Origin of the sequence: Paraburkholderia sp. GAS38 (genome assembly GCF_050434965.1) — a bacterium.
Taxonomy (GTDB): Bacteria; Pseudomonadota; Gammaproteobacteria; order Burkholderiales; family Burkholderiaceae; genus Paraburkholderia; species Paraburkholderia phenazinium_A.
In genome coordinates, this window is sequence record NZ_JBNDJO010000008.1 from 185,308 (window position 1) to 210,797 (window position 25,490).

The window sequence follows — 25,490 nt, forward strand, 5'->3', positions numbered from 1 at the left end:
CGGGCGCGCCATGTGATCCGATACTGTAGGAGGAGAATAAAGATGAGAGCATTCCTGGGCGCAACTGCGTGCGCCATGGCGGTTGTGGTGCTGGCGGGTTGCGCGGCGCCGTTGAATCGCGCCAAAGAGACTTCCTTGAACCAGGCCGTCGGTATCGAGGTGAAGCCGGTCGCCAACGGCGTGTCCGTGAAGCTGCCCGAAATCGCGCTGTTCGACTTCGGCAAGTCTGAGATCCGTCCCGACGCAGCGGCCGTGGTCAACCGTTCCGCGGTCTTGCTCGGTCGCAGCAAGAAGCCGATCGTGGTCGAGGGCTACACCGACAACGTCGGCACGCTCGAATACAACCAGCAACTCTCGGAAGCGCGCGCCAAGGCGGTGGGCTTCGCGCTGGTGGCGCGAGGGGTGTCAATGGAGCGCATTCGCACGAAGGGCAATGCCTATGACAGCCCTGTCGCGAGCAACGATACGCCCGAGGGACGCGCCCAGAACCGGCGCACCGAGATCCTCGTGCGTGGCGAGACGATGGATACCTTGATGGGACGCTAGTCGCATCGGCCCTCTGGGTCGGCATTCAGCGCGGCGTGCAACGCGCCGCGTGCATTGAGCGTCGTTCTACGCCTGTTTCACCCACGCGCCCTCTTCAGGCGCGCGTGGTTTCCACGAATTCCAGCAGTGCAGTGCGCACCTCGTCCAACGGTGCATCCCACTGACCCAACTCCCGCTGCCGGAACAGACGCGCGGACGGATACCAGGGACTGTCGCTGCGCCCGATCATCCAGCGAAAGTCCGTGCAAGCGGGCACCATCACCCAGACCGGCCGTCCCGACGCACCCGCCAGGTGGGCGACGGCTGTGTCGACCGTGATGACCAGGTCGAGCGATTCGATGATCGCGAGCGTATCGGCGAAGCTGCTGATTTCGCGGCCCAGCAGGTGCATGTCGATATCAGCCGGCAGCGCGGCGGCCTCATCCTGGGCACGACCCATTTGCAGCGCGAACCACTGCACGTCCGACGCCCCGAGGAGCGGCTGCCATTGGCTCAACGGGATCGAACGATAACGGTCCAGTCCATACGCGGGATTGCCCGCCCACACGAGGCCGACGCGCTTGCGCCGCGCCCCGTTCATGCGAGTTCCGGCAATCGCATCCAGCCGGCTTTCCCAACGCCGAACCTTAGCCTGCTCTACAGCCAGATACGGCATCGCGAGCGGAAGCATCGGCAGCGTAAGCTTCATATGCTCCGGCATCCTCAACATTCGGCACCAGTAGTCGTAGGGCTCCGGCGGCGACGTGGTCCAGGCGGCATGCACGCCCGCCGCGCCGCACGCCACCTCCCCCAAGGGGACGTCGACCCAAACGTCGACTTGCGCGCCTTGCCGGTTCAGCCAGTCCGCCATCCGCAGAAACTGAAGCTGGTCCCCCAGCCCCTGTTCGCCGACGAGCAAAAACCTGCGCCCCGCTACGGGCTCGCCGGCCCACTCCGGAAAACCCGGGCGCACCAGGTTTGCGTTTTCCGGCAGGGCTTCATGCCATCGGTATTGCTTCCAACCCTGCTCGAAATCGCCGAGACGCAGTTGTGTCGCGGCAAGAATGAACTGCATGCTCGGGTTGTCGGGCAGCAGCCTGGCCGCTTCGATGGTGTGCAGCCGCATCGGCGCAAATTCGCCGAGCATGTTGAACGAGAACGATGCGTTGTGATGCAGCCAGGCGTTCCGTGGATCGACGGCAATTCCCTGCTCGGCCACGCTGATTGCGTCGCGGAAGCGATGAATCCCGTTTAGCGCAAAGGCCAGCCTTTCCAGCCCGGCGCCGTCCGTGGCGAAGCGCTCGCGAAGCTGGGCGAGTACCCCATCGATCTGCGCGTGGCGTTCGGCTTTCGACAAGGCGGCGAAGAACTCGACCGCGTCGGACGGCTCGATCGAATCGAGCGCGCAGGCTTGCAGCCAATAGTCTGCGGCATCAGGAAACTGCTCGAGCGTCGTGCTGATTCTGGCCAGGGCGCGTACGGCGTGCGGCAAGCCCGGCTCGCGCTCCAGCGCCATCGTGTAGTGCTGTTGTGCTTCAGCGAGACGGCCCGAGGCGCGCAGACAATCGGCCAGATTCCGATGGAGGCTGGCGGTGCCACCCGTGAGGTTAAGCGCGCGATGGTAGAACGCCTCGGCGGCGACACGGTCGTGCGTCGCTGCTGCGAGTATGCCGCGATGCTCCCAGATGTCCGCCCGTTCCGGCGCAACGGTGAGCGCCTGGTCCAGATACTGGCGCGAGCGTTCGGTCTGCTGCAGTCGAAAGCAACTAGTGCCCATCCGGTGCAGGGCATGCGCATGCTGCGGTTGCAGCTCCAATGCGCGTTGGTAATGCTGCATGGCTTCAGGCGTCTGATTCGCCGCAAGGCAGGCGTCCGCGCGGGCGATCAGGATATCGAGTTCTTGCATGCCGGTCGACGAAGAAGCGGATGCGAAATGTGGATCGTGCAACGACATGGCCCCCTGCTATGCGCGGCCGAAAGCGCGTGCGCCTTCGTGCGGCAACGGCGAGCCTGCGTGCGCCAGTGCCCGCAAGCGCGCCGCCACCCGCTCGACCACCGGCGCCCATGCGCCCGGCTCGGGCTGCCGGTAGAGTTCGACGGAGTCGTACCAGGGCTGCGTCTCTGCATTACCCCAGCTCCAATGCGAGACATGGTCGAGCATTGCCAGCACCGGACGGCCTAGCGCGCCGCCCAGATGCAAGGGCGCGCTGTCGATGGTCACGACAGCATCGAGCGCTGCGACATGTGCGGCGACGTCATCGAAGCCGGCGTCATAGCGCCCGGTCAGATCGCGCAGGCGATAGCCCTGCGCCATCATGGCCGCGACGTCTGCGGTCAGACCCGGCGTGAGCGGATGGAACACGACGTCAGGCAGCGCGAGCACCGGCGCCAGCGACGCGAAAGGGATGGAACGTTTGCCATCACGACGGTGAGTGGGGCTGCCGGACCAGACGAGCCCAACATGGAGCCGGGCCGGTTGTTGCGCATCCGCAGCCCTCACCCTCGCCTGCCATTGCGCGAGCCGCTGCTCGTCCGCCTGCAGATACGCTGCACCGCGCACCTGCTCCGGCTGCACGCCGAGCAGGTGCGGCATGCTCATCATCGGCAACGCATAGTCGGGCTTGCCGAGCGGGCCCGCTTCTATCGACACGCAATCGGCGTAAAAGCGTGCGAACAGCGGTTGCAGCGCCTCGCGCACCGCCAGCACCACACGTCCGCCTTCGTCGTTCACGCGCGCCGCCAGCTCGGGCAGAAAGCGCACCATCTGGATGTCGTCGCCATTGCCCTGCTCGCTATGGACGACCAGCGTCCTGCCGGCAAGCGGCTCGCCGCGCCAACGCGGACACAGACGCGCCATCACCGTCACCACGTTGTTCGCTTCGCGGTCGTCACGCCTCAGCCGTGCCTCGAAGCGCGGCCACGCGTTCGACCAGTCGCCACGGCGTAGTTCGAGATCGGCCAGATCGACGGCCGCTTGCACGGCGTGCGGATCGAGCGCCAGCGCGGCACGCAGCGTCGCCTCGCTTTCGGCGTAGCGCGCCTGCTCGCCCAGATACTGGCCAATCGCAGCGATGACGGCTGCGTTACCCGGCGCTGCCGCGTCGACGGCACGCATCGTCGCCTCGGCCGCCGCGGCGTCGTTACGCTGCCACTGCGCGTGACTCAACTGCCACGCCATCTCCGTATCAGCCGGATTCTTCGCAAGCACGTCGCGGCACACTCGCTCGACCGTATCCCAATCGCGGATCTCACGGTAAGCGAGCGCCAGATGCAGCGGCAACAGCGGATGAATCGCCGGATCGAGTGCGTAGGCACGCGCCAGCGCTTCACGTCGCTCGGCCTTCGCCTCCGCCCCCGGCATCGACGCAAGGGCCACGGCCAGCCACCACGGTGCGAGTACATCGTGCGGCGCGCGCTGCGCGTATGCGCGCAACAGATGCGCCGCGGCCGGATACGCCCGGCAGTGGTCGATCAACCAGGCCATCCATTCGATTGTTTGCGCCTCGGATTGCGCTGCAACGGCCAGTTGGCTGTAATGCCGCGCGACGTCCTGCTTGCCCTGCGCATCGGCAAACAGCGCGAGCCGTGCGTAACGGCGACCGCTCGTGGATTCTCCCTGCCCCAGCGACGCACTGTGATACGCCTGCTCGAAATGCCCCGCACTCGCGCACAGATCGGCGTGAATCTGCGGCGTCACACCTTCGTGCACCAAAGCGACCGCGCATTGCTGGGCGGCGTCATAGCCCTGCTCGCACAGGAGGGACCACACGAGGTACACAGGATCGGCCGGCGTGGCCAAGTTTGTTTCGGACATGAGGAGAACCAGGAAGTGACGATAAGACGTCCGCTCGCCGCCCCAATGCGTTGAAGTCAGTTCAAATCTGCTCGGGCGTCCGAAGCCGGACCGCCACAGAATATGGCTAAATCGCGCGACCTCATCTCATATTTAAATCTCAAATTAATGGCGTTGATAAATTTTACTTAGTAAACCATACTGATTTTTCGTTCGGCCGAACGTGATCCACCTCTTTACGTCGCATTCAGAAAAATCGCAAAGGAGTCGAAGTGAATCAGAACGGAAAAGCAACCTCCGACCGCATCGCGCATCTGGCCGCCGTCGTGCTCGCACGGCACAGTTCGTCTCATCTGGAAAAGGAACTGGCAGGCTCCGCGCTCGCGCAACATCACACCGCGAAACAGACGAGCGCGGCGATCGGCAGCCTGGCGGCCAAGGTATTGGCCGACCACAGCGCCTGCGTGGAAGCGAAGGAACTAGCGGGATCGGTACTCGCGCAGGTACGCCTGCACGAGCATGCACCGGCGCGTTGATCGATAGATCTTGAGCGGCCGGTAAGCACTCACAAGCGCCCATCAGGCGCCGACAAGGCAGCGGCCCGTCCACGTCGCAACCCGGCGTGCGACACGCGCCGCCGCAACGTGCAAAAAAAATGCGCTGCCGAAGCAGCGCATTTTCTCAATCTACTGCCGCGTTAAAAACCGCGTCAGAGCCGACAGTCAAAAACTCAACCCGCGCGAGCCAGCAACAACGCATTGGTCCGCTTGACGAAGCTCGCCGGATCTTCCAGCGCACCGCCTTCCGCGAGCAGTGCCTGGTCGAACAGCAGGTGACACCAGTCGTCGAAGTTCGCGCTATCCGTATGCAGGCCCTTCACCAGCGCATGTTCCGGATTCACTTCCAGAATCGGATGGAACGAAGGCGCTTGCTGACCCGCGGCCTTCAGCATGCGCTGCAGGTAGCCGCTCATTTCGCCGTCGTCAGCCACGAGGCAGGACGGCGAATCGGTCAGGCGGAACGTGAGACGCACGTCCTTGGCCTTGTCCTTGAGCGCTTCCTTCATCTTCTCGACGAGCGGCTTCAGATCTTCGCCGACCTTTTCCTGTGCCTGCTTTTCCTCGTCGTTCAACGCACCCAGATCGAGGTCGCCACGCGCGACGCTTTGCAGCGGCTTGCCGTCGAACTCGTTCAGGAACGACAGCATCCATTCATCGACGCGATCGGTCAGCAGCAGCACTTCCACGCCCTTCTTGCGGAACACTTCGAGGTGCGGGCTATGCGTCGCGGCCTGGAAGGTATCGGCGGTCACGTAGTAGATCCGGGTCTGCTCGGGCTTCATGCGCGCAACGTAATCCGCCAGCGCAACGTTCTGCTCCGGCGAGTCCGTCAGCGTCGACGCAAAGCGCAGCAGCTTGGCGATACGGTCCTTGTTGGCGAAGTCTTCGCCCACGCCTTCCTTCAGCGCCTGACCGAATTCCTTCCAGAAGGTCGCGTACTTTTCCTTGTCGGCGTCGTTGTCGGCGTTCGCCAGTTCTTCGAGCATCGACAGCGAACGCTTCGTCACGCCCTCGCGGATCGCCTTCACGTCGCGGCTTTCCTGGAGGATTTCCCGCGACACGTTCAGCGGCAGATCGCTCGAATCGACCACGCCCTTCACGAAACGCAGATACGTGGGCAGCAATTGCTCGGCGTCGTCCATGATGAAGACGCGCTTCACATACAGCTTCAGCCCGCCGCGATGATCGCGGTTCCACATGTCGAACGGCGCCGCGCCCGGCACGTACAGCAACTGCGTGTATTCGCTGCGGCCTTCGACGCGGTTATGCGTCCACGTCAGCGGATCCTGATGGTCGTGCGAGAGATGCTGATAGAACTGCTTGTACTGCTCGTCGGTGATCTCGTTCTTCGAACGGGTCCACAGGGCGCTCGCCTGGTTGACGGTCTCGTCCTCGTCCTTCGTGACCATCTCGCTCTTTTCCGCATCCCATTCTTCCTTCTTCATCAGGATAGGCAGCGCGACGTGGTCCGAATATTTCTGGATAATCGACTTCAGGCGGTGCGACGACAGCAGCTCGTCCTCATCCGCGCGCAGGTGCAGCGTGATGGTCGTGCCGCGTTGCGCGCGCTCGATCGTCTCGACGGCGAAATCGCCCTCGCCGGCGCTTTCCCAGCGCACGCCTTCCGCCGCCGACAAACCGGCACGGCGCGTCTCGACCGTGATCTTGTCCGCGACGATAAAGCCCGAGTAGAAACCCACGCCGAACTGGCCGATCAGCGCCGCATCTTTCTGCTGGTCGCCGGACAGCTTGCCGAAGAATTCCTTGGTGCCCGAGCGGGCGATCGTGCCGAGGTGCGAGATCGCTTCCTCACGGCTCATGCCGATGCCGTTATCGTCGATCGTGATGGTGCGCGCGGCCTTGTCGTAGGACACGCGAATCCGCAGATTCGGGTCGTTCTCGTACAGCGCGTTGTTTTCGATCGCTTCGAAGCGCAGCTTGTCGGCCGCGTCCGAGGCGTTCGAAATCAGCTCACGCAGAAAAATTTCCTTGTTGCTGTACAGCGAATGGATCATCAGTTGCAGAAGCTGTTTCACTTCTGCCTGAAAGCTCATGGTTTCTTGTGCCATGGTCGGACTTCCTCTCTGTTTGTTGCGGTTGATTCTGGGCAGGCGTGGCCGGCGGTGTCTGAACCCCTCGGGCTCATGCGGCAGGCACGAACCCGCGGCGCCGGCGGCCGGTCACGCGGCGGATCAGGCGGCTAATTGGGTGCTATCGGCGCGATTTCAAGAGGCGCGCCGTGCGACACCGTCCAGATAGCGGCACAGAAAGGCCGGCAGCGCCGGATCGCCGCAATTGGCGACGTTAAAGCGCGTCCAGCTCGAAGGGGACTGCTGCGGCGAAAACAGGCTGCCCGGCGTCAGCAGGAACCCCGCTTCGTGGCCGGCGGCGGCGAGCATGTCCGTATCCACGCCGGTATCGGCCCACAGGAACATGCCCGCGCCCGGGGTCTGGAACAGCTTCAGGCCGGTCTTCTCCAGCATCCGCGCGGACTTGTCGCGCACGCCGTCGAGCCGCGCGCGCAGCCGCTCCACGTGACGCCGGTAGTGGCCCTCGGTGAGAATCTTGTAGAGCACGCGCTCGTTCAGTTCCGGGCTCGTCATGCCCACCAGCATCTTCTGGTCCGCGACGGCTTGCGCCACTTGCGGCGCGCCGGCGATGAAACCGACCCGCAGATTGGGCGCCAGCGTCTTCGAAAAGCTGCAGAGGTAGATCACACGCTTTAACTGGTCGAGGCTCGCGAGGCGGGTGGCCGGATAACCCGGCGGGCAGAGGTCGCCGTAGACATCGTCCTCGACGACGATGAAATCGTATTCCTCGGCGAGACGCAGGATGCGAAAAGCCTGCGCGGCCGTGAGCGAGGTACCGGTCGGGTTCTGCAACACCGAGTTGATGACCAGCATTTTCGGGCGCCATGTCTGCACCAGGATTTCCAGCGCGTCCAGATCGGGCCCCTCCGGTGTGTACGGCATGCCGATCAGACGCGCGCCCTGCGAGGCGAAGCGCCCGAACATCTGGAACCAGGCCGGATCGCCAAGGATCACGGCGTCGCCCGGCTGCACGAAAATGCGCGCGATCAGGTCGATGGACTGGGTAATCCCCGAAGTGAGCACGATCTGATCCGGCGACGCACCGATTTCCAGCTCTTCGAGCCGGGTCTGCAACTGCTGGCGCAGCGGCAGAAAACCTTGCGCCGTGCCGAAACCGAGCATCTGCGCGCCGCTTTGCCGGCCGAGCGTGCGCAGCGCGCCGGTGATCAGGTCGCCGTCGAGCCAGCGGCTCGGCAGATAGCCGAGGCCGGGGCCGCGTTCCGGCCGGGTCGAAGTCTGCAGCATGTTGCGCAGCAGCCAGACGACGTCGATCGTACTCGAGGCCGGCGCGGTCTCGGCGTTCTGCCGCCGCTCGCCGGGCAGCGGGGCGGCCAGACGCTCGCGCACGTAAAAGCCGGAGCCGCGCCGCGAATCCAGATAGCCCTGCGCGACGAGGCGCTCATAGGCCTCCACCACCGTAAAGCGCGACACGCCCTTGTCCAGCGCCAGCTTGCGGATGGACGGCATGCGCATGCCGGCGCGGAACACGCGTTCCTCGATGCGGCGGCGCGCCCATTGAACCAGTTGATCAACGAGGGTGAGCGACGAGGCGTCGTTCGGAGCGGGGATCTGGCCAAGCGCGTGGTCGAGGGCGGTAGACATAGGGGGCTCCAACTGTACCGAACACTATCGGCCCGATTGTACCGTTACTGTGCAGGTAGGCGGCGTTACATTCGATCTGGAACAAGCCCGGATACCGGGACGGCGCAGCAAGCGGTTATGCTTACGGCCCCGGCATGCTTCACCCAGGTTTCATCACGATGCCGCAGGCCTGCCGCACTGCACTGCACTGCGCTGCACTGCACCGCAGAATCCGACTCCGTTCACCGCCATGACCGCACACACGCTCCGACTCGACCACCTCGTGATTTCCGCCCGCACGCTCGACGAGGGCACCCAGTACGTCGCCGATACGCTCGGCGTCGCGCCGGCCGGCGGCGGCGCGCATCCGTTGATGCGCACCCACAACCGGCTGCTGAACCTGTGGGGTGGCGTGTATCTCGAAGTGATCGCGGTCGATCCGGACGCCGAGGCGCCCGCCAGCGGCGTCGAAGCACGCGCGCGCCTGTTCGCGCTCGACGACCCGGCAACCCAGGCGAGGCTCGCCGCCGGACCGTATCTGTCGCACTGGGTGGTGCGCGTCGAGCGGCCCAAGGATCTGCAGCGCTGGCAGGCGCAGTATCCGCAGCGCATCCCGCCGGTCGTGCCGATGAGCCGCGGCGCCTTCACGTGGGGCCTGGCGGTGCCGGACGACGGCGCCTTCCCCCACTGGCAAGGCGCCGGCGACGGCATCGTGCCCACCCTGATCCAGTGGGACACGCCGGATCACCCGTCGGCCGTGTTGCCGGAAACGGAGCTGGCGCTGAAGTCGCTGAAGGCGCTTCACCCGCAGGCGGAGACGGTCACGGCACACCTGCGCTGGCTCGGCGCGGCCCACCTGATCGAGGTCTCCGGGCCGGTGGACGAGGCCTCCGGCACAACGGCGCTAGTCGCCGAATTCGATACCCCCAACGGGCTGCGCACGCTGAAGTAGTGCACCGCCGCCCAGCCCGCCGCAGTAGAAGCAAAGGCGTCTCAGGCCTTATGAGCCGCGCGCAGTCAGGCGACTCGCGCGATAATGGAAGTTTTTGACGAATCTGATCCAGCACTAGCTGTCGAGGAAACCATGGACCAAAGCGACCTTCAAGCCCCCACGTGGCAACTTTCCGAACGCGCACGCAAGCTCACCAGCTCGGCGATTCGCGAAATCCTGAAGGTCACCGAACGGCCGGAAGTCATTTCGTTCGCGGGCGGCCTGCCGTCCCCGGCCACCTTCCCCGCCGAACGGATGCGCGAAGCATCGGACCGGATCCTGCGCGACTCGCCCGCCGCCGCGCTGCAGTACAGCGCCACCGAAGGCTACCTGCCGCTGCGCGAGTGGATCGCGGCACGCTATTCGGTCAACGGCGCGCACATCCGCGCCTCCCAGGTGCTGGTCACCACCGGTTCGCAGCAGGCGCTCGATCTGCTGGGCAAGGTGCTGATCGATCCGGACAGCCCCGTGCTGGTCGAAACTCCGACGTACCTGGGCGCGCTGCAGTCGTTCTCCATGTGCGAGCCGCGCTACGTTCAGGTGGCGACCGACGACAACGGGCTGATCCCCGCAGCGCTCACCCCTGAGCTGACCGCCGGCGCCCGCCTGTTGTACGCGCAACCGAATTTCCAGAATCCGACCGGCCGCCGCCTGCCGATCGAGCGCCGCCGCGCGCTCGCCGAGCTGGCGAAGACCTCGCCGTTCCCGGTCATCGAAGACGACCCGTACGGCGCGCTCGACTACGCGGGCGAACCGCTGCCCACCATGCTGTCGATGGCGCCGGACCACATCGTGCATCTCGGCTCGTTCTCGAAGGTGCTCGCACCGGGCCTGCGCATCGGCTACATCATTGCGCCCGAGGAACTGCACTTCAAGCTGGTCCAGGCCAAGCAGGCCACCGACCTGCACACGCCGAGCTTCACGCAGCGCATCGTCCACGAGGTCGTGAAAGACGGCTTCCTCGACACGCACGTGCCCACTATCCGCGCGCTGTACCGCGACCAGTGCGCGGCCATGCTGGCGGCGCTCGAACGCTTCATGCCGCAAGGCGTGAGCTGGAACCGTCCCGAAGGTGGTATGTTCGTGTGGGTGACCTTGCCCGCACACATCGACAGCATGAAGCTGCTCGAAGAAGCGGTTGCTCAGAATGTTGCCTTCGTGCCGGGCGGTCCGTTCTATGCCAACGAGGCTCAGCAGAACACGCTGCGCCTGTCGTTCGTGACGGTGCCGCCGGCCAAGATCGACGAAGGCGTGGCACGCCTCGCGGAACTGATCCGCGCCCGCGTTTGAATCCGCCCGCCCCTCTTTCCCCTATCGACAAGGACATGCCATGACTCAAGCGAACGTGTATGACAAGCTGAAGGAACTGGGCATCGAACTGCCCACCGCCGGCGCACCCGCCGCGGCTTACGTGATGAGCGCGCAGAGCGGCAACACGGTGTACCTGTCGGGCCACATTGCCAAGAAGGACGGCAAGGTGTGGACCGGCAAGCTCGGCGCCAGCCTCGGCACGGAGGAAGGCAAGGCGGCGGCCCGCTCGATCGCCATCGACCTGCTGGCCACGCTGCACGCTCACGTGGGCGACCTGAACCGCGTCACGCGCATCGTCAAGCTGATGAGCCTCGTGAACTCGACGCTCGAGTTCACCGAGCAGCATCTGGTCACCAACGGCGCATCCGAACTGATCGCCGACGTGTTCGGCGAACGCGGCAAGCATGCCCGCTCGGCCTTCGGCGTCGCACAGATTCCGCTGGGCGCCTGCGTCGAGATCGAGTTGATCGCGGAAGTCGCATAAGCCTTCCGGTCGGTCTGTTAGCTGTCACGCGTCGTGCGGTGCCGAGTCGCCCACGGCGCGTTTTGTTTGGCGGCGCTCAATCGCCGATGCCGCGCCAGTGCTTTCGCCGCTTCACATTTTTTTAATAACGTTATTCCGCCTTGAGTCAATCAGGCCAATAAAAACACTCAAAAACTCCACAAAAAATAATTCGCCGCCGGTGGCTGGAACCCAATCCCACAGTAGAATCGGCGCGTCGTGCCACTCAATTGCTAACGAGTCCCATGTCCGCTCGCACTGTCCGCTTCAAACAAGTCGACGTCTTCACTGCGGTGCCGTTCAAGGGCAATCCGCTGGCCGTCGTATTCGACGCAGACGGCCTCGACGACGCCCAGATGCAGGCCATCGCCCGCTGGACGAATCTGTCGGAGACCACCTTCCTCGTAAAGCCGAGCGAGCCGGCCGCGGACTACCACGTGCGCATCTTCACCACCCACGGCGAATTGCCGTTCGCGGGGCATCCCACGCTGGGCACGGCTCACGCACTGCTCGAAAGCGGCTATCAGCCCAAGGTGCCCGGCAAACTGCTTCAGCAATGCGGCGCCGGCCTCGTCGAACTGCGCGCTCAGGAAGGCGGCGCATGGGCCTTCGCCGCACCGCCTGCACGCGTCACGCCCTTGCCGGCAGACTGGTACGCAACGCTCGCCGAGGCACTGCAAAGCGACGCCATCGATTTCACGGCCCCACCCTGCGGCATCGATAACGGTGCACCGTGGCTTGTCGTGCGGGTCAAGTCGGCGGCAGCGTGTCTCGCCATCAAGCCGGATGCCGACACCCTCGCACGTGTCGTCGAAGCGGTCGGCACGCATGGCGTCGCCGTCTACGGTCCGCACGACGCCGACGGTCCCGCCACGTTCGAAGTACGCTGCCTGATGGTGGGCGGCAATCTCGGAGTCGGCGAAGATCCGGTCACGGGCAGTGCGAACGCTGCGCTCGCCGGATTGCTGAGCGCGCAGCAACGGCGCCCGGGCCTTGCATACACCGTACGCCAGGGCACGGCCATTGGCCGGGCAGGCCAGGTGTCCGTGAGCTATGACGACGCAGCAGGAAAGACATGGATAGGCGGCGCTTCGGTCACAGTGGTCGACGGCACGTTTAGACTGCCCTAACGCACGAAGCCGGGCAGTAACGAGCGCCGCGCACATTGCATGCAAAAAACCCGTGCGCGTCGATTGCCCATTTGAACCCCGCTTGTCCACAAAACGCCTCGTCAGGACAACTCGATGTCGCACGGATGTAAGCAGGTTCGGCTGCAGCCGGGCACAGAGGCCGGCTTCGACTCGACGAATCCTTCGAAAACGCCCATACGGCGCGGCTCTGGCCGTGGCTGCCGCACATGGGAAAATCATGCGCCGCGCATGCCTGGTCAGGCGCGCGTATACCCGCAGCATGGGCTCTTCCTTAATCGAGTGGCATTCAGTAATATCGAACGGTATTCGATGACCCACGGATGGTCTGGCACGACGCCACGCTCTTTCCTCCTGCGCAGCAGTCTCGGCACCCCGCTCACCATGCAGCCACTCTCGAAACCAGCGCAGTCGATGTACACGAAGCCGCTGCGCCATGGCACACGGGCGCGGTCTTCCCGATGAGTCAGCACCGCCTCTTTGCTGCGCGCGATGCAAGGCACCGCCCGGATACGGTTGTGCCGCGCCGTCGCGCGTTGCTCGCCATTCCCGCACTCGGCGTGCTGGTGCTGATCCTGCTATGGACGGTGATTTTCGCGCGCCTGTCGGTCGAGAAAGACGCCACCTCGCGCGAGGCCATGGCCTCCGCCGCGATCCTCTCGGCCGCACTCGAACAACATACGGTCAAGGCGATCCATCAGGTCGACCAGATCACGCGCTTCGTCAAATACGAGTTCGAGAAGACCCCCGACCATTTCGACCTCGCCAGCACGGTTGAAAAAGGTGTCGTGCAGAGCGACACCCTGGTCCAGGTGTCGATCATCGACGAACACGGCATTCTGGTTTCCAACACGGCCGAACAGAACCCGAAGCAGATCGACTTGTCCGACCGCGAGCACTTCAAGGTCCACGAGCACGAGAACGACGACAACCTCTACATCAGCAAGCCGGTGCTCGGCCGCGTCTCAGGGCAATGGACGCTGCAGATGACGCGCCGGCTGAATCACCAGGACGGCTCGTTTGCGGGCGTGGTGGTGGTCTCGGAAGACCCGAGCTACTTCACCAGCGACTTCTATAACAACGCGGCGATCGGCCGCGACGGTGTGATTGCGGTGATCTCGGACAACGGCACCGTGCTCGCGCGCCGCACCGGCAACTCCGACTCCGCCAGCAGCAAGTTCTCCGCAAGCGGCTCGTATCCGACCTCGGAGCACGTCTCGGGCACCTACGTCGATTCGATCGACAACGTCACGCGCATCTTCTCGTACCGGCATATCGACGGCTATCCGCTCGGCGTGCTGGTGGGCTTGTCGCAAGCCGAAGAGTTCGCCGACTACAACCACACGCGCAACGTCTATCTGCTGATGGCGGGCTTCATCTCGCTCGCCATGCTCAGCTTCTTCGCGGTCGCCACCGGCCTGATCGGCAAGCTGCTCGGCCGCGAGCGCGAGATGACGCATCTGGTCGAATACGATCTGCTGACCGGCCTGCGCAACCGCTATGCGACGCTGCAGAGCCTGCGCCACGACGTCGCCAACCCGGCCAACCTGGGCCGGCTCGCCATCCTGTTTATCGATCTGGACAACTTCAAGACCGTCAACGACACGCTCGGCCACAATGCAGGCGACATCGTCCTGCAGATGACGGCCTCGCGCCTCGCCGATGCGATCGGCGACGGCGGTGCGTTGAGCCGCATCGGCGGCGACGAGTTCGTGGTGGTGATCAAGGGCGACGAAGTCGAGAAGCGCGCCGTCGATCTCGCGGAAGCGGCGGCCGAAGTCTTCGCCAAGCCGTTCGAAGTGCGAGGCAGTGCCTTCGTGCTGCATGCGAGCATCGGCATTGCGCTCTACTCCGTGCCGAACGAAAGCGAAATCGACCTGCTGAAAAAAGCCGATCTCGCGATGTACAGCGCGAAGGACGCCGGCAAGAACTGCTACCAGTTCTACTCGCCGCAACTCTCGCATCGCGCCGATCACCTGATGAAGTGGGAACAGCAACTGCGCGTGGCGCTCGCCGAAGGGCAACTGTTTCTCGCCTACCAGCCGAAGATCGATCTCACGCGCCGCTGCATCACCGGCTTCGAAGCGCTGGTGCGCTGGAATCATCCGCAGCATGGCCTGATTCCCGCTAACGAATTCATTCCGGTGGCCGAATCGACCGGCCTGATCGTGCCGATCGGCGACTTCGTGATCGAGACCGCCTGCCGCCAGCTCGCGGTGTGGCAACAGCAGGGCTACGACACGCTGTCGCTGGCGGTGAACATCTCGGCCGTGCAGTTCTGGCGCGGCGACCTCTACGAAACCATTTCGCATGCGATCGAGGAAACCGGCATCTCCGCGCGCCGCCTCGAACTCGAAATTACCGAGACCGCGATGATGGAGTACCCGGAGCTCGTATCGGAGAAGATCTTCGCGCTCAAGCGTCTGGGCGTGCGCATCGCCCTGGACGACTTCGGTACCGGCTACTCCTCGTTGTCGTACCTGAACCGTTTCTCGGTGGATACGCTGAAGGTGGATCGCTCGTTCGTGCAGGCGATTCCCGGCGACCGCAGCGTCTGCGTGATGGTCACGGCCATCGTCAACCTCGCGCGCTCGCTCGGCCTCACCGTGGTGGTCGAAGGCACCGAAACGGAAGAACAGATCGCCTGGCTCGCAGCGCTCGGCCATATCGAAGCGCAAGGCTTCCTGTTCTCGCGCCCTGTTCCCGTCGACGCCATTCCGGCGCTGCTCGAACGCTTCGGCGTATGCGGCATGGCTGAGCGGCGCGGCGCGCGCGAACCGGCCGCGGACAACGCCGGCGCCGGCGCCACGTCAAACAGCGGACAATCCGCATAAACGCGTCCGCATCACGACGCGCACTCGCAAAACCGGATATATTCAAGAGTACTGAAGCATTCCACGCGCCTTCCCGGCCACGCAGGGCGCATACGATAACGAAACGGCCTCTCAATATCAGCACGTCCGGCGTGCCCGGCGTGCAGACTGTCATGTACATGATAAGCAGCCAGGACGCTATTCGACGAGGTGAGCGGGAACCGCTATGGACGCTGTTCCGGGTCGTGTGCGGCCTGTCGGCGCTGTCGTGGGGCGGTCTCGCGCTGATGGCGCAACTCGAAAATCACTATGTCGAACGCGAAGGCCGTTTGTCGCGGGTCGCCTTCTCCGATCTGATCGCGCTGGCATGGATGGTGCCCGGACCGGTGGGCTGCAACGTCGCCGTGCAGGTGGGGCATGCGCTACGTGGACGGTCCGGCGCGTGGGTCGCGGGCGTCGCCAGTGTGCTGCCCTTCTTCATGCTGATGACGCTGTTCGCGATCTTCTACCGCACGCCGTTCGTGCGCGCCGTGGCTTCGCAAACGCTGCTCAATCACTTCAGCGTCGTGCTGGGCACGCTGATCGGCGTAACCTGGTACAAGCAGACGCGCGCGCTCGTGCGCGGCAAGCTGGAATGGGTCGCGGCGCTGCTCGGTTGTCTCACGCTGGCCTATGCGCGCAGCCCGGCCGCTTACGTGGCCATGCTCGGGGTGGCGTTCGCGGTCGGCTGGTTCAACAGTCCCTCCCGCCAGGTGCGGCTCAAGATTTCGATTGCGCGCAGCGACCTGCAACTGATGACAGCGCTGTGCGTGCTGCTGGCGCTGTTCGCCATTCCGCTGCCGCACCGCTACGAACTCGCGCTGCTGTGGCCGCGGCTGGCGGGGGCAGGCATGACGCTGTTCGGTGGCGGCTTCTCCGCGCTGCCGGTACTCAAGGCGCTGTTCGTCACGCCTGGAATCGGCGTGTCCGATAACGACTTCACGCTGGCGTTTTCGCTTTCGCCGCTCTCGCCCGGGCCGCTCCTGAACGTGGTGCCGTTCTTCGGCTACCTCGTCGATGGCTGGGTGGGTGCCTTGATCGCGACGCTCGCGCTATTTGTGCCTTCGGGTTGCCTCGTCGTATTGGCGCAGCGCAATCTGCATCAACTGAAGGCCAATCCGCGCTTCGAGCACGGCATGCGGATTCTGCGCGCGGTGACAACAGCGTTTCTCGCGGTCGCCGTGCTGCGCATCGCCCAGCGCGTGCCGTTGCAGCCGCAGTATCTGGTGACCGCGCTGTTCTCGTGCATGTGCTTCGCCAAGCTCAAGGTGCCGGTGTACATCGTCTATGGGACGGTGGCCGGCGTGTGCGGGCTGTGGCTGGCGTATGCGGCGATGGGTTGAAAGTCAGGCAGCGGGCTGCGTCTCACGCTATCCGCTACCTGGAGCATGGCTACCGGTGGTTAACGCGAGCGCGCCGCTGCGAAGCCGCCAAAGAAAGCCTGTGCATTCGCCTCGAGACTCTCCAGGTGATAGCCGCCCTCCTGAACGATCACCGAAGGCAAATCCAGCGCGCCGATCGCCGCACCCAAACGGCCGAAGCCTGCGGTGGTAACCGCCACCTTCGATTGCGGATCGTCCTTGTAGATATCGAAGCCGAGCGCCAGCACCAGCACGTCCGGCTCGAAACGCTTCAGTACGCGCAATGCGTCGTCGACCCGTTCGAAGAACACGTCTTCTGACGAGCCATGCGGCATCGGGAAGTTGACGTTGAAGCCGTCGCCGGAGCCCGCACCGCGCTCATCCTCATGGCCTGTCACGACCGGATAGAAATTGGTCGGGTCGCCGTGAATCGAGACATACAGCACGTCGTCGCGGCCGTAAAAGATTTCCTGCACGCCCTGGCCGTGGTGCATGTCGGCGTCGAGAATCGCGACGCGCCGATATTGCTTGCGCAGCGCCTGTGCCGCAATGGCCGCGTTGTTCAGGTAGCAGAAGCCCCCCGCCGCATCGGCGCGCGCGTGATGGCCGGGCGGCCGGCACAGCGCGTAGCTCTCGCGTCCGCCGTCGTTGACCACCGCCGCGGCAGCCAGCGCGCTTTGCGCCGACCAGTAAGCGGCGCGCCACGTATGCTCGCCGATCGGGCAACTGCCGTCTGCCTGATAACGGGCGGCCTGGGCCAGCACGCCGCGCAGCGGGTTCGGCTCGCGCACGTAGATGTTCGACATGACCTCGTCGCCCCAGTCGTCGGGGATCTGCTTCCACGCGGCGTGCGCCTCTTCGAGAAAGCGCAGGTAGTTCATGTCGTGAACCGCAGCGATGGCGGCGGTGCCGAAATCGGCCGGCTCGCGCACGTCGAAGTCGAGGGCCTTCACGGCGTTGACGAGGCGCGTCGCGCGCTCGGGCACTTCCTGCGGCGCCCGCATTTGCCCACGCGACAGATAGCTGCGCGGATGATGCAGCAGTTGTTCGGGATGGAAAAACGTTTTCATGCGGATTCCTTGGTATTACCGGTGTTCGTTCTTGCTCAGCTTGCGTGCAGCGCTTCGCTCGCGTCGGCGCGTTGCGAACGTCGCGCGTCGAGCGCAACGATGCACAGCAGGGAAACAGCAGCCAGACACGTGTAAAACACGGCAAGCGGCCACCACTGACCGACGAAGCGATGCGCGAGATAGGTGCCGACCAGCGGCGTGAGGCCGCCCGCGACCGCACCGCATACCTGATACGACAGCGAGATCGCCGAATAGCGCACGCGCGTCGGAAACACGCCGCTCACGAAGCCCGCGATCACCGAATAGAAGCTCGCCATGCAGACCACCGCGATGGCAATGCCGATCACCATCGGCACGACGCTGCCGCTCTGCACCAGCACGAACATCGGATACGGCGAGAGCATCGCAGCGAGCGCGGCGAACTTCAGAAAGCGCGCACTGCCGATGCGCTCGGCGAGCCACGCGGCCACCGGTTGCGCGCACAACTGGATGATCGCGACCGCGAACAGGCAATCGAGAATCAGCGAGCGGGTGACGCCGACGTACTGCGTCGTGTAGGCGATCATGAAGGTGTTGGTGAAATAGACACCAGCAATGCCGATGGTATTGGCGCCGATGCACAGCAGCACGAGTCGCCAGGCTGAACTGAACACTTCGGCAACCGGCAGCTTGACGGTCTTGTTCGCTTCCTTGATCTGGGCAAATTCCGGCGATTCGTTGACGCCCATCCGGATCAGGATGCCGACCACCAGCAGCACCGAGCTCGCGAGAAACGGCAGGCGCCAGCCCCACGACAGAAAGTCGGCCTTGTCGAGCGAGGTCACGGCGCGAAACGCCACCAGCGACAGGATGAGTCCCGCCGGGCTGCCCAACTGCGCGAACGAAGCGAAAAACGTGCGCCGTCCTTGCGGTGCGTGTTCGCCGGCCATCAGCACCGCCCCGCCCCATTCGCCGCCCACGGCGATGCCCTGCACGACGCGCAGCAGCACCAGCAGGACCGGCGCGAGCACGCCGACCTTCGAGAAGTCCGGCAGCAGCCCGACACAGACGGTCGCAATGCCCATCATCATCAGCGTGGTCATCAGCGCCTTCTTGCGGCCGATCCGGTCGCCGAGGTGGCCGAACACGAGCCCACCGATCGGACGAGCAAAAAAGCCGACCGCAAAGGTGGCGAACGACGCCATCGTGCTGACAAACGGATCGTGCGACGGGAAATACAGCGCGCCGAATACGAGCGCGGCCGCCGTGGCGTAGATGTAGAAGTCGTACCACTCGATCATGGTGCCGATAAACGCGGCCGTCGCTGCGCGCGCCGGTTGGCGGGCGGACATTGCAGGTAGGTTCATGCTGGCTCCTTGGCTGATGGGGTCATTTATCGGCAGCCATAAAACATTAGTCAAATTTCGCGTTATTATTCCCCGCATAAATCTGGCTAATACCCATCCAGGAACAAGGCTCCCATGCGCGCCGAAATCACCCGCTTTCTGAACGACCGGCTCGACTGGAACCTGCTGCGCACCTACCTTGTGATCATGCAGGAGCGCAGCGTAAGCCGCGCGGCGGCCCGTTTGTACGTCACGCAGCCCGCCGTGAGCCAGGCGCTCAAGCGGCTCGAAGACACCCTCCAGCGCAAGCTGATCGAGCGGCGTGGCCCGCATTTCGTGCCCACCCAGGCGGGCGAAGAGGTCTACCGGATCGCGAGCGACATCTACGGCAACATTTCCCGGCTGGAGACCGAGCTCGACGACCGCACCGAGGACATTACCGGTTCGATCCGCCTCCTGAGCGTGAGCCGGATCGACTCGCCGGTCTACGACGAATTCCTCGCCGAGTTTCACCGCACCTATCCGCGCATCGATCTGCAGATCGAAGTGATGCGCTCGTCGGACATCATCTCCTCGCTGCTGCAGAAGACGGCGACAGCCGGCCTGAGCCTGTGCCGCACCCCGATGGACAAGCTGGAAATGCGCTGCTTCCTGCGCCAGCGCTATGCGATTTTCTGCGGACGCCACCATCGCCTGTTCGGCAAGTCGCAACTGACGATGGAGGACCTGCTGACGGAGAATTTCGTCTCGTTCACCAGCGACCAGATCGGCGACAGCCTCTCGCCGCTCACCGTGTTTCGCGACCAGAAGGGCTTCACGGGGCGCATCGTGGCGTCGTCGCCGAGCCTCGACGAAGTGCGGCGGCTGATCTTCGCGGGGTATGGCGTCGGCTGTCTGCCGGAGCATATCGTGCGCGACGATCTCGCCCAGCAGCGGCTCTGGCGCCTGCCGCCGGAAGAAGGCCTCGCGGATGTCGACGTGCATCTGCTGTGGCATCGCGACCGCAAGATGAACGCGGCCGATCACGCGTTTCTCGACAGCATGGAGCGGTGCATGCAGCGCTATTCGCTGGCGGAGCGGCTTGTGGGGCCGATGGCTCAAACGCCAACGGCGGCGGCGCGGATGTGAAAAACGCCGCTTGGCAGCGGCGTTTCTTGGCGAGGCATGATGCGGCGCGTCTCATGGCACGCAACGCGCTGCGGCGCGTGGCCTAGACCCCGCCGGACAGAACGGACACGCCGATCGTCACCACACCCAGCACCAGATTGACAACGACCAGGCGCCGTACGGTTCCAACCGCCCGTGCGCCGTCCGGCCAGTTCTGCGCCTGCACGGCGCGGCGGATACGCGGAAACACCGCGAAGCGGATATGCCCGAAGATCAGCATCATCACGATGCCGAGACCCGCCATGGCATGCAGTTGCCACGACGCGTGGGCGCCGCCGAACTGCGTCAGCATGAAGCCGCCCGTCAGCAGAATGATGATCACCGAAGCGGCGACCCAGTTGAAGAAGCGCCCAAACACCGATTCCCACAGCGGCAGGCGCAGTTGCGGCGAGAGGTCGGCGAGCGCCGGGCGCAGGCAAAAATGCGCAAAGACCATCCCGCCGACCCACACGGCCACACCCAGCAAATGCAAAAAGAGCGCGAGCTCGACGGCTTTGGTCATGTTGTTTTCCTCTCTCGATGATGGGGCGTGCCGCTCGTCGACGGACAGGTTGGACCCCTAAACGACGCGGATCAAAGCCTTGCCCGACGCGGCTAATGACCGCATTCGACCACACGTTGTTCGCGCAGTTCCGCAGTTCATCGCTCATGCCATCGTTTTATTGATTGTGCCGGCGCGCTGCGCCGCGCGCCGATCCCCGAATTTGCTGCCTGCCGCGTGCGCAGCCTGTGGTTAAAGGCCCCGCACGCGGTACTGCGACTTACTTCGCGACGGGCAGCACGGGCCGCATTTCGAACACCTTCAGCTTCGTGTCCGGCGCGCGGCCCTTGCGGGCACGCTTGCCGATATGCGGCGTGAGTGCCGCGCCGCTCAGCGTTTCTTCATACGCTTTGCCGGCTCGACCGGTACCGAGCAGGACCACGCCCGCTTTGCCGATGGCCAGCGCCTGGGTCAACGCTTCCTTGTCGTCGAGCGCCATCAGCGTGACGCCGCGGCCGCCGCCCGAGAGCGTCTTCATCTCGTCGAGACCGAATACCAGCAGACGGCCGCCGCCCGACAGACAGGCGACGTGGGTCGCGTCCGGCAGCATCGGCATCGGCACGAGCGGCGTCGCGCCTTCGTCGATGGTCATGAAGGACTTGCCGGCCTTCACGCGGCTCACCATGTCGCCCACCTTGGCGATAAAGCCGAAGCCGTTGCTCGATGCCAGCAGCAAGGCCTGATCAGCCGGCGCGGCGAAGTAGTGCATCAGGTGGCTGCCCGACTCGAGCTCGATCAGCGAGGTAACCGGCACGCCGTCGCCGCGGCCGCCCGGCAGCAGCGCCACCGCGACCGAATAGACGCGCCCGTTGCTGCCCCACGCAATCAGCGTATCGGGCGTGCGGCACTGGAACGCCGCGTAAAGTGCGTCGCCCGCCTTGAAGGTGAAGCCGGCCGGATCGAGCCCATGACCCTTCAGCGCGCGCACCCAACCCCTTTGCGACATCACCACCGTGACCGGTTCGTCGACCACGCGGGCTTCGAAAGTGGCGCGCTTTTCCTGCTGGATCAGCGTGCGGCGCTCGTCGCCGTATTGCTTCGCGTCACCTTCGATTTCCTTGATGAGCAAGCGCTTCAGCGCCGATTCGCTGCCGAGCAGTTCTTCGAGCTTGGCCTTCTCGTCGCGCAGTTCCGTGAGTTCCTTCTCGATCTTGATCTTTTCCAGCCGCGCCAACTGACGCAAACGGATTTCAAGAATGTCTTCGGCCTGGCGATCGGAGAGGCTGAATGCCGAGATCAGCGCGGCCTTCGGCTCATCCGACTCACGGATGATGCGGATGACTTCGTCGATATTCAAGAAGACGATCATCCGGCCTTCGAGGATGTGAATCCGGTCGTTCACTTTGGTCAAGCGATGGCGCGTGCGGCGCGTGACCGTGGCCTTGCGGAACGCGACCCACTCGCTCAGCATGTCGCGCAAGCTCTTCTGACACGGCCGGCCATCGCCGCCGACCATCACGAGATTGAGCGATGCGTTCGACTCAAGACTCGTATGCGCGAGCAGCGTGTTGACGAACTCGGTCTGATCGATGCGGCTCGACTTCGGTTCGAATACGAGGCGTACCGGCGCATCACGGCCCGATTCGTCGCGCACGGCGTCGAGCAGGGCGAGCATGGTCTGCTTCGTCTGCAGTTGTTCGGGCGTGAGCGTCTTCTTGCCGAGCTTGATCTTCGGATTGGTCTGCTCTTCGATTTCTTCGAGCACCTTCTGCGCGGCCGTGTTCGGCGGCAGTTCGGTGATGACCAGTTGCCACTGACCGCGCGCCAGGTCTTCGATCTTCCAGCGCGCCCGCACCTTCAACGTGCCACGGCCGCTTTCGTAAGCCGCGGAGATTTCCGCTTCGCTCGAAATGATCTGGCCGCCACCCGGGAAATCCGGCCCCGCGATGTGCTGCATCAGCTCGGCGTGCTGGATATGCTCGTTGCGGATCATCGCCACCGCTGCGGACGCGACTTCGCGCAGGTTGTGCGACGGGATTTCCGTAGCCAGACCCACTGCGATGCCCGAGGCGCCGTTCAGCAGCACGAACGGCAAACGCGCGGGCAGTTGCCGCGGCTCCTGCTCCGAGCCGTCGTAGTTCGCCATGAAATCGACCGTGCCCTGGTCGATCTCGTCGAGCAGCAGCTTGGCGATCGGCGTCAGGCGCGCTTCGGTGTACCGCATGGCCGCAGCGCCGTCGCCGTCGCGCGAACCGAAATTGCCCTGGCCGTCGATCAGCGGATAGCGCATCGAAAAGTCTTGCGCGAGACGCACCAGCGCGTCGTATGCCGACTGGTCGCCGTGCGGGTGGTACTTACCTAGCACGTCACCGACCACGCGCGCCGATTTCACCGGCTTGGCGTTGTCGGAGAGGCCCATGTCGTTCATGGCGAACAGGATGCGCCGCTGCACCGGCTTCTGGCCGTCGCAGACGTCCGGCAGCGCGCGACCCTTGACGACGCTCACCGCGTAGTCGAGATAGGCGCGCTCGGCGTAGTTGCCAAGCGTCAGGGAGTCGCCGGGCGCCGGCGCCTCGGTGAAAAGATCAGGCGTGTTGTCGTCCATCTAGATTCCGTATCCGTATGTGGCGTGAAGGAACGCTGCGCGAGCAGGCCTGGTAGAGGCGCTCAGCTCAGATATCCGCTTCGACTTCGTTACCCTTTTCTTCGAGCCAGCTGCGCCGCGAAGCCGCTTCGCCCTTGCCCATCAGCATGGTCATGCGTGCGACCGTGGCGTCGTAGTCGAGCTCGCCCAGCGCAACCGGCGACAGACGCCGCGTGTCCGGGTTCATTGTGGTGTCCCACAACTGCTCCGCGCTCATTTCGCCGAGACCTTTGAAGCGGCTGATGGCCCACTGTGTCTCGCGCACGCCGTCCTTGCGCAGTTTGTCGAGGATCGCTTCGAGCTCGCCGTCGTCCAGCGCGTAGAGCTTCTGCGCGGGCTTCTTGCCGCGTGCCGGTGCATCGACGCGGAACAGCGGCGGACGCGCCACGCACACATGACCGCGTTCGATCAGTTGCGGGAAGTGCTTGAAGAACAACGTCAGCAACAGTACCTGGATGTGCGAACCGTCGACGTCCGCGTCCGAAAGAATGCAGATCTTGCCGTAGCGCAGATTGGACAGATCGATATGATCGTCGGGGCTGTGCGGATCGACGCCGATCGCCACCGAAATGTCGTGCACTTCGTTGTTGGCGAACAGGCGGTCGCGCTCGGTTTCCCACGTGTTCAGCACCTTGCCGCGCAGCGGCAGGATGGCCTGGTATTCCTTGTCGCGGCCCATCTTGGCGGAGCCGCCGGCCGAGTCGCCCTCGACGAGGAACAGTTCGTTGCGCGCGATATCCGTGGATTCGCAGTCGGTCAGCTTGCCCGGCAAAACGGCCACGCCCGAGCTCTTGCGCTTCTCCACTTTCTGGCCGGCGCGCGTGCGAGCCTGCGCCTGCTTGATGACGAGATCCGCGAGTTTCTTGCCATGCTCGACGTGCTGGTTGAGCCACAACTCGAGCGCCGGACGCGCGAACGACGACACCAGTTTCACTGCGTCGCGGCTATTCAGACGCTCCTTGATCTGCCCTTGAAACTGCGGATCGAGCACCTTCGCCGACAGCACGAACGAGACGCGCGCGAACACGTCTTCCGCGAGCAGCTTCACACCCTTTGGCTGCAGATTATGCAACTCGACGAAGCTCTTGACCGCCTGGAACAGACCGTCGCGCAAGCCGGATTCGTGCGTGCCGCCCGCGGGCGTCGGAATCAGGTTGACGTAGGACTCGCGCGTGAGCGCACCCTCTTCGCTCCACGCCACCACCCAGGCGGCGCCCTCGCCTTCCGCGAAGGTTTCTTCGTTCGAGCGCGAGTTCTCGGCGTAGCGTTCGCCTTCGAAGAGCGGAATCAGCAGGTCGCTGCCGTTCATGCCTTCGAGCAGATAGCCGCGCAGACCGTCTTCGTACTTCCAGGTCTGGCTCTCGCCGGTTTTCTCGTTGATCAGCGTGACTTCGACGCCCGGCAACAACACCGCCTTCGAGCGCAGCAGACGCTGCAGTTCGCCGAGCGGCAGGTTGGGCGAGTCGAAGTATTTCGGATTGGCCCAGGCGGTGACGCGGGTACCGGATTTCTTCTCGCCTCGGGCGGCCGGGCGTACCTGGAGCTGTTTGGCCACGTCGCCGTTGGCGAAACCCAGTTCGGCGACCTTGCCGTCGCGCCAGACGGTGACGTCGAGGCGCGTGGACAGCGCGTTGGTGACCGACACGCCCACGCCGTGCAGACCGCCCGAGAACGTGTAGGCGCCGCCGGCGGCCTTGTCGAACTTGCCGCCTGCGTGCAGGCGGGTGAAGACGATTTCGACGACCGGCACGCCCTCTTCGGGATGCAGGCCGAAGGGAATCCCCCGGCCGTCGTCGTCCACCGACACCGACTGGTCCGCATGCAGCGTGACCGTGATCTGCCGGCCGTAGCCACCGAGGGCTTCGTCCGAGGCGTTGTCGATGACTTCCTGAATGATGTGCAGCGGATTCTCGGTGCGGGTGTACATGCCGGGCCGTTGCTTGACCGGCTCCAGGCCCTTCAACACCTTGATCGACGCTTCGCTATACGCGGCGTTTGGCTTTTTCGTAGACATGGCTTACTCGGGTCCGTCGGTTCATCGTTGTCCACAGGTCCTGTGGACAGGTCCGTGGACAATGCGTTGAGTTTT

18 protein-coding genes are annotated in these 25,490 nt (G+C 64.3%); 9 read left to right on the top strand and 9 right to left on the bottom strand.

What is annotated here, in order from left to right:
* The first annotated feature begins 42 nt into the window (after positions 1-42).
* On the top strand, positions 43-546 hold the full coding sequence (locus P3T42_RS20350) for an OmpA family protein (protein ID WP_074301993.1): 504 nt from the start codon (positions 43-45) through the stop codon (positions 544-546).
* Between the two features lie 94 nt (positions 547-640).
* Here P3T42_RS20350 and P3T42_RS20355 read toward each other — a convergent pair whose 3' ends face one another.
* Together P3T42_RS20355 and P3T42_RS20360 are read right to left on the bottom strand one after the other, a co-directional pair.
* Complete coding sequence (locus P3T42_RS20355) at positions 641-2,479, bottom strand: tetratricopeptide repeat protein (RefSeq protein WP_429307059.1); 1,839 nt, start codon at positions 2,477-2,479, stop codon at positions 641-643.
* A 9-nt stretch (positions 2,480-2,488) separates the two neighbouring features.
* The gene (locus P3T42_RS20360; RefSeq protein WP_429307060.1) at positions 2,489-4,339 is read right to left on the bottom strand and encodes a glycosyltransferase family 9 protein; all 1,851 of its coding nucleotides are present in this window, start codon (positions 4,337-4,339) and stop codon (positions 2,489-2,491) included.
* A 251-nt stretch (positions 4,340-4,590) separates the two neighbouring features.
* Between P3T42_RS20360 and P3T42_RS20365 the strand changes: the two genes are divergently transcribed.
* Entirely contained in the window at positions 4,591-4,854 is a 264-nt protein-coding gene (locus P3T42_RS20365; RefSeq protein ID WP_429307061.1) for a hypothetical protein, read from the top strand.
* A 194-nt stretch (positions 4,855-5,048) separates the two neighbouring features.
* Here the strand turns inward: P3T42_RS20365 and htpG are convergent, their stop codons facing one another.
* Together htpG and P3T42_RS20375 are read right to left on the bottom strand one after the other, a co-directional pair.
* The gene (htpG, locus tag P3T42_RS20370; protein ID WP_429307062.1) at positions 5,049-6,947 is read right to left on the bottom strand and encodes a molecular chaperone HtpG; all 1,899 of its coding nucleotides are present in this window, start codon (positions 6,945-6,947) and stop codon (positions 5,049-5,051) included.
* Between the two features lie 156 nt (positions 6,948-7,103).
* Positions 7,104-8,570 carry a PLP-dependent aminotransferase family protein gene (locus P3T42_RS20375; protein WP_074301998.1) on the bottom strand — a complete coding sequence of 489 codons (1,467 nt, stop codon included), beginning with the start codon at positions 8,568-8,570 and terminating at the stop codon, positions 7,104-7,106.
* A gap of 229 nt (positions 8,571-8,799) precedes the next feature.
* Between P3T42_RS20375 and P3T42_RS20380 the strand changes: the two genes are divergently transcribed.
* The 6 genes from P3T42_RS20380 to P3T42_RS20405 all read left to right on the top strand — a co-directional run bounded on the left by P3T42_RS20380 (position 8,800) and on the right by P3T42_RS20405 (position 16,696).
* Complete coding sequence (locus P3T42_RS20380; RefSeq protein ID WP_429307063.1) at positions 8,800-9,501, top strand: VOC family protein; 702 nt, start codon at positions 8,800-8,802, stop codon at positions 9,499-9,501.
* Between the two features lie 132 nt (positions 9,502-9,633).
* Positions 9,634-10,830, top strand: coding sequence for a PLP-dependent aminotransferase family protein (locus tag P3T42_RS20385; RefSeq protein WP_429307064.1), 1,197 nt, complete (start codon positions 9,634-9,636; stop codon positions 10,828-10,830).
* A 40-nt stretch (positions 10,831-10,870) separates the two neighbouring features.
* Entirely contained in the window at positions 10,871-11,335 is a 465-nt protein-coding gene (locus P3T42_RS20390) for a RidA family protein (RefSeq protein ID WP_074302001.1), read from the top strand.
* 263 nt (positions 11,336-11,598) lie between these two features.
* Positions 11,599-12,483 carry a PhzF family phenazine biosynthesis protein gene (locus tag P3T42_RS20395; RefSeq protein ID WP_429307065.1) on the top strand — a complete coding sequence of 295 codons (885 nt, stop codon included), beginning with the start codon at positions 11,599-11,601 and terminating at the stop codon, positions 12,481-12,483.
* A gap of 479 nt (positions 12,484-12,962) precedes the next feature.
* A complete protein-coding gene (locus P3T42_RS20400) occupies positions 12,963-15,335 on the top strand; it encodes a bifunctional diguanylate cyclase/phosphodiesterase (protein ID WP_074302003.1) in 2,373 nt (790 codons plus the stop codon).
* A gap of 152 nt (positions 15,336-15,487) precedes the next feature.
* Positions 15,488-16,696 (top strand): chromate transporter, encoded by a 1,209-nt coding sequence (locus P3T42_RS20405; RefSeq protein ID WP_074302004.1) that lies wholly within the window; start codon positions 15,488-15,490, stop codon positions 16,694-16,696.
* 59 nt (positions 16,697-16,755) lie between these two features.
* Here P3T42_RS20405 and P3T42_RS20410 read toward each other — a convergent pair whose 3' ends face one another.
* Complete coding sequence (locus P3T42_RS20410; RefSeq protein ID WP_429307066.1) at positions 16,756-17,784, bottom strand: histone deacetylase family protein; 1,029 nt, start codon at positions 17,782-17,784, stop codon at positions 16,756-16,758.
* A 35-nt stretch (positions 17,785-17,819) separates the two neighbouring features.
* Complete coding sequence (locus P3T42_RS20415; RefSeq protein ID WP_429307067.1) at positions 17,820-19,130, bottom strand: MFS transporter; 1,311 nt, start codon at positions 19,128-19,130, stop codon at positions 17,820-17,822.
* A 114-nt stretch (positions 19,131-19,244) separates the two neighbouring features.
* On the opposite strand from P3T42_RS20415, the gene P3T42_RS20420 reads away from it, so the two are divergent.
* Positions 19,245-20,237, top strand: a complete 993-nt coding sequence (locus tag P3T42_RS20420; RefSeq protein WP_074302007.1) for a LysR family transcriptional regulator — start codon at positions 19,245-19,247, stop codon at positions 20,235-20,237.
* 82 nt (positions 20,238-20,319) lie between these two features.
* Here P3T42_RS20420 and P3T42_RS20425 read toward each other — a convergent pair whose 3' ends face one another.
* From P3T42_RS20425 to P3T42_RS20435, 3 genes are all read right to left on the bottom strand, one after another.
* On the bottom strand, positions 20,320-20,778 hold the full coding sequence (locus P3T42_RS20425; protein ID WP_074302008.1) for a CopD family protein: 459 nt from the start codon (positions 20,776-20,778) through the stop codon (positions 20,320-20,322).
* A gap of 259 nt (positions 20,779-21,037) precedes the next feature.
* Positions 21,038-23,362, bottom strand: a complete 2,325-nt coding sequence (parC, locus tag P3T42_RS20430) for a DNA topoisomerase IV subunit A (protein ID WP_429307068.1) — start codon at positions 23,360-23,362, stop codon at positions 21,038-21,040.
* Positions 23,363-23,429: 67 nt separating this feature from the next.
* Positions 23,430-25,415 carry a DNA topoisomerase IV subunit B gene (locus P3T42_RS20435; protein ID WP_074302010.1) on the bottom strand — a complete coding sequence of 662 codons (1,986 nt, stop codon included), beginning with the start codon at positions 25,413-25,415 and terminating at the stop codon, positions 23,430-23,432.
* Between the last annotated feature and the right edge of the window lie 75 nt (positions 25,416-25,490).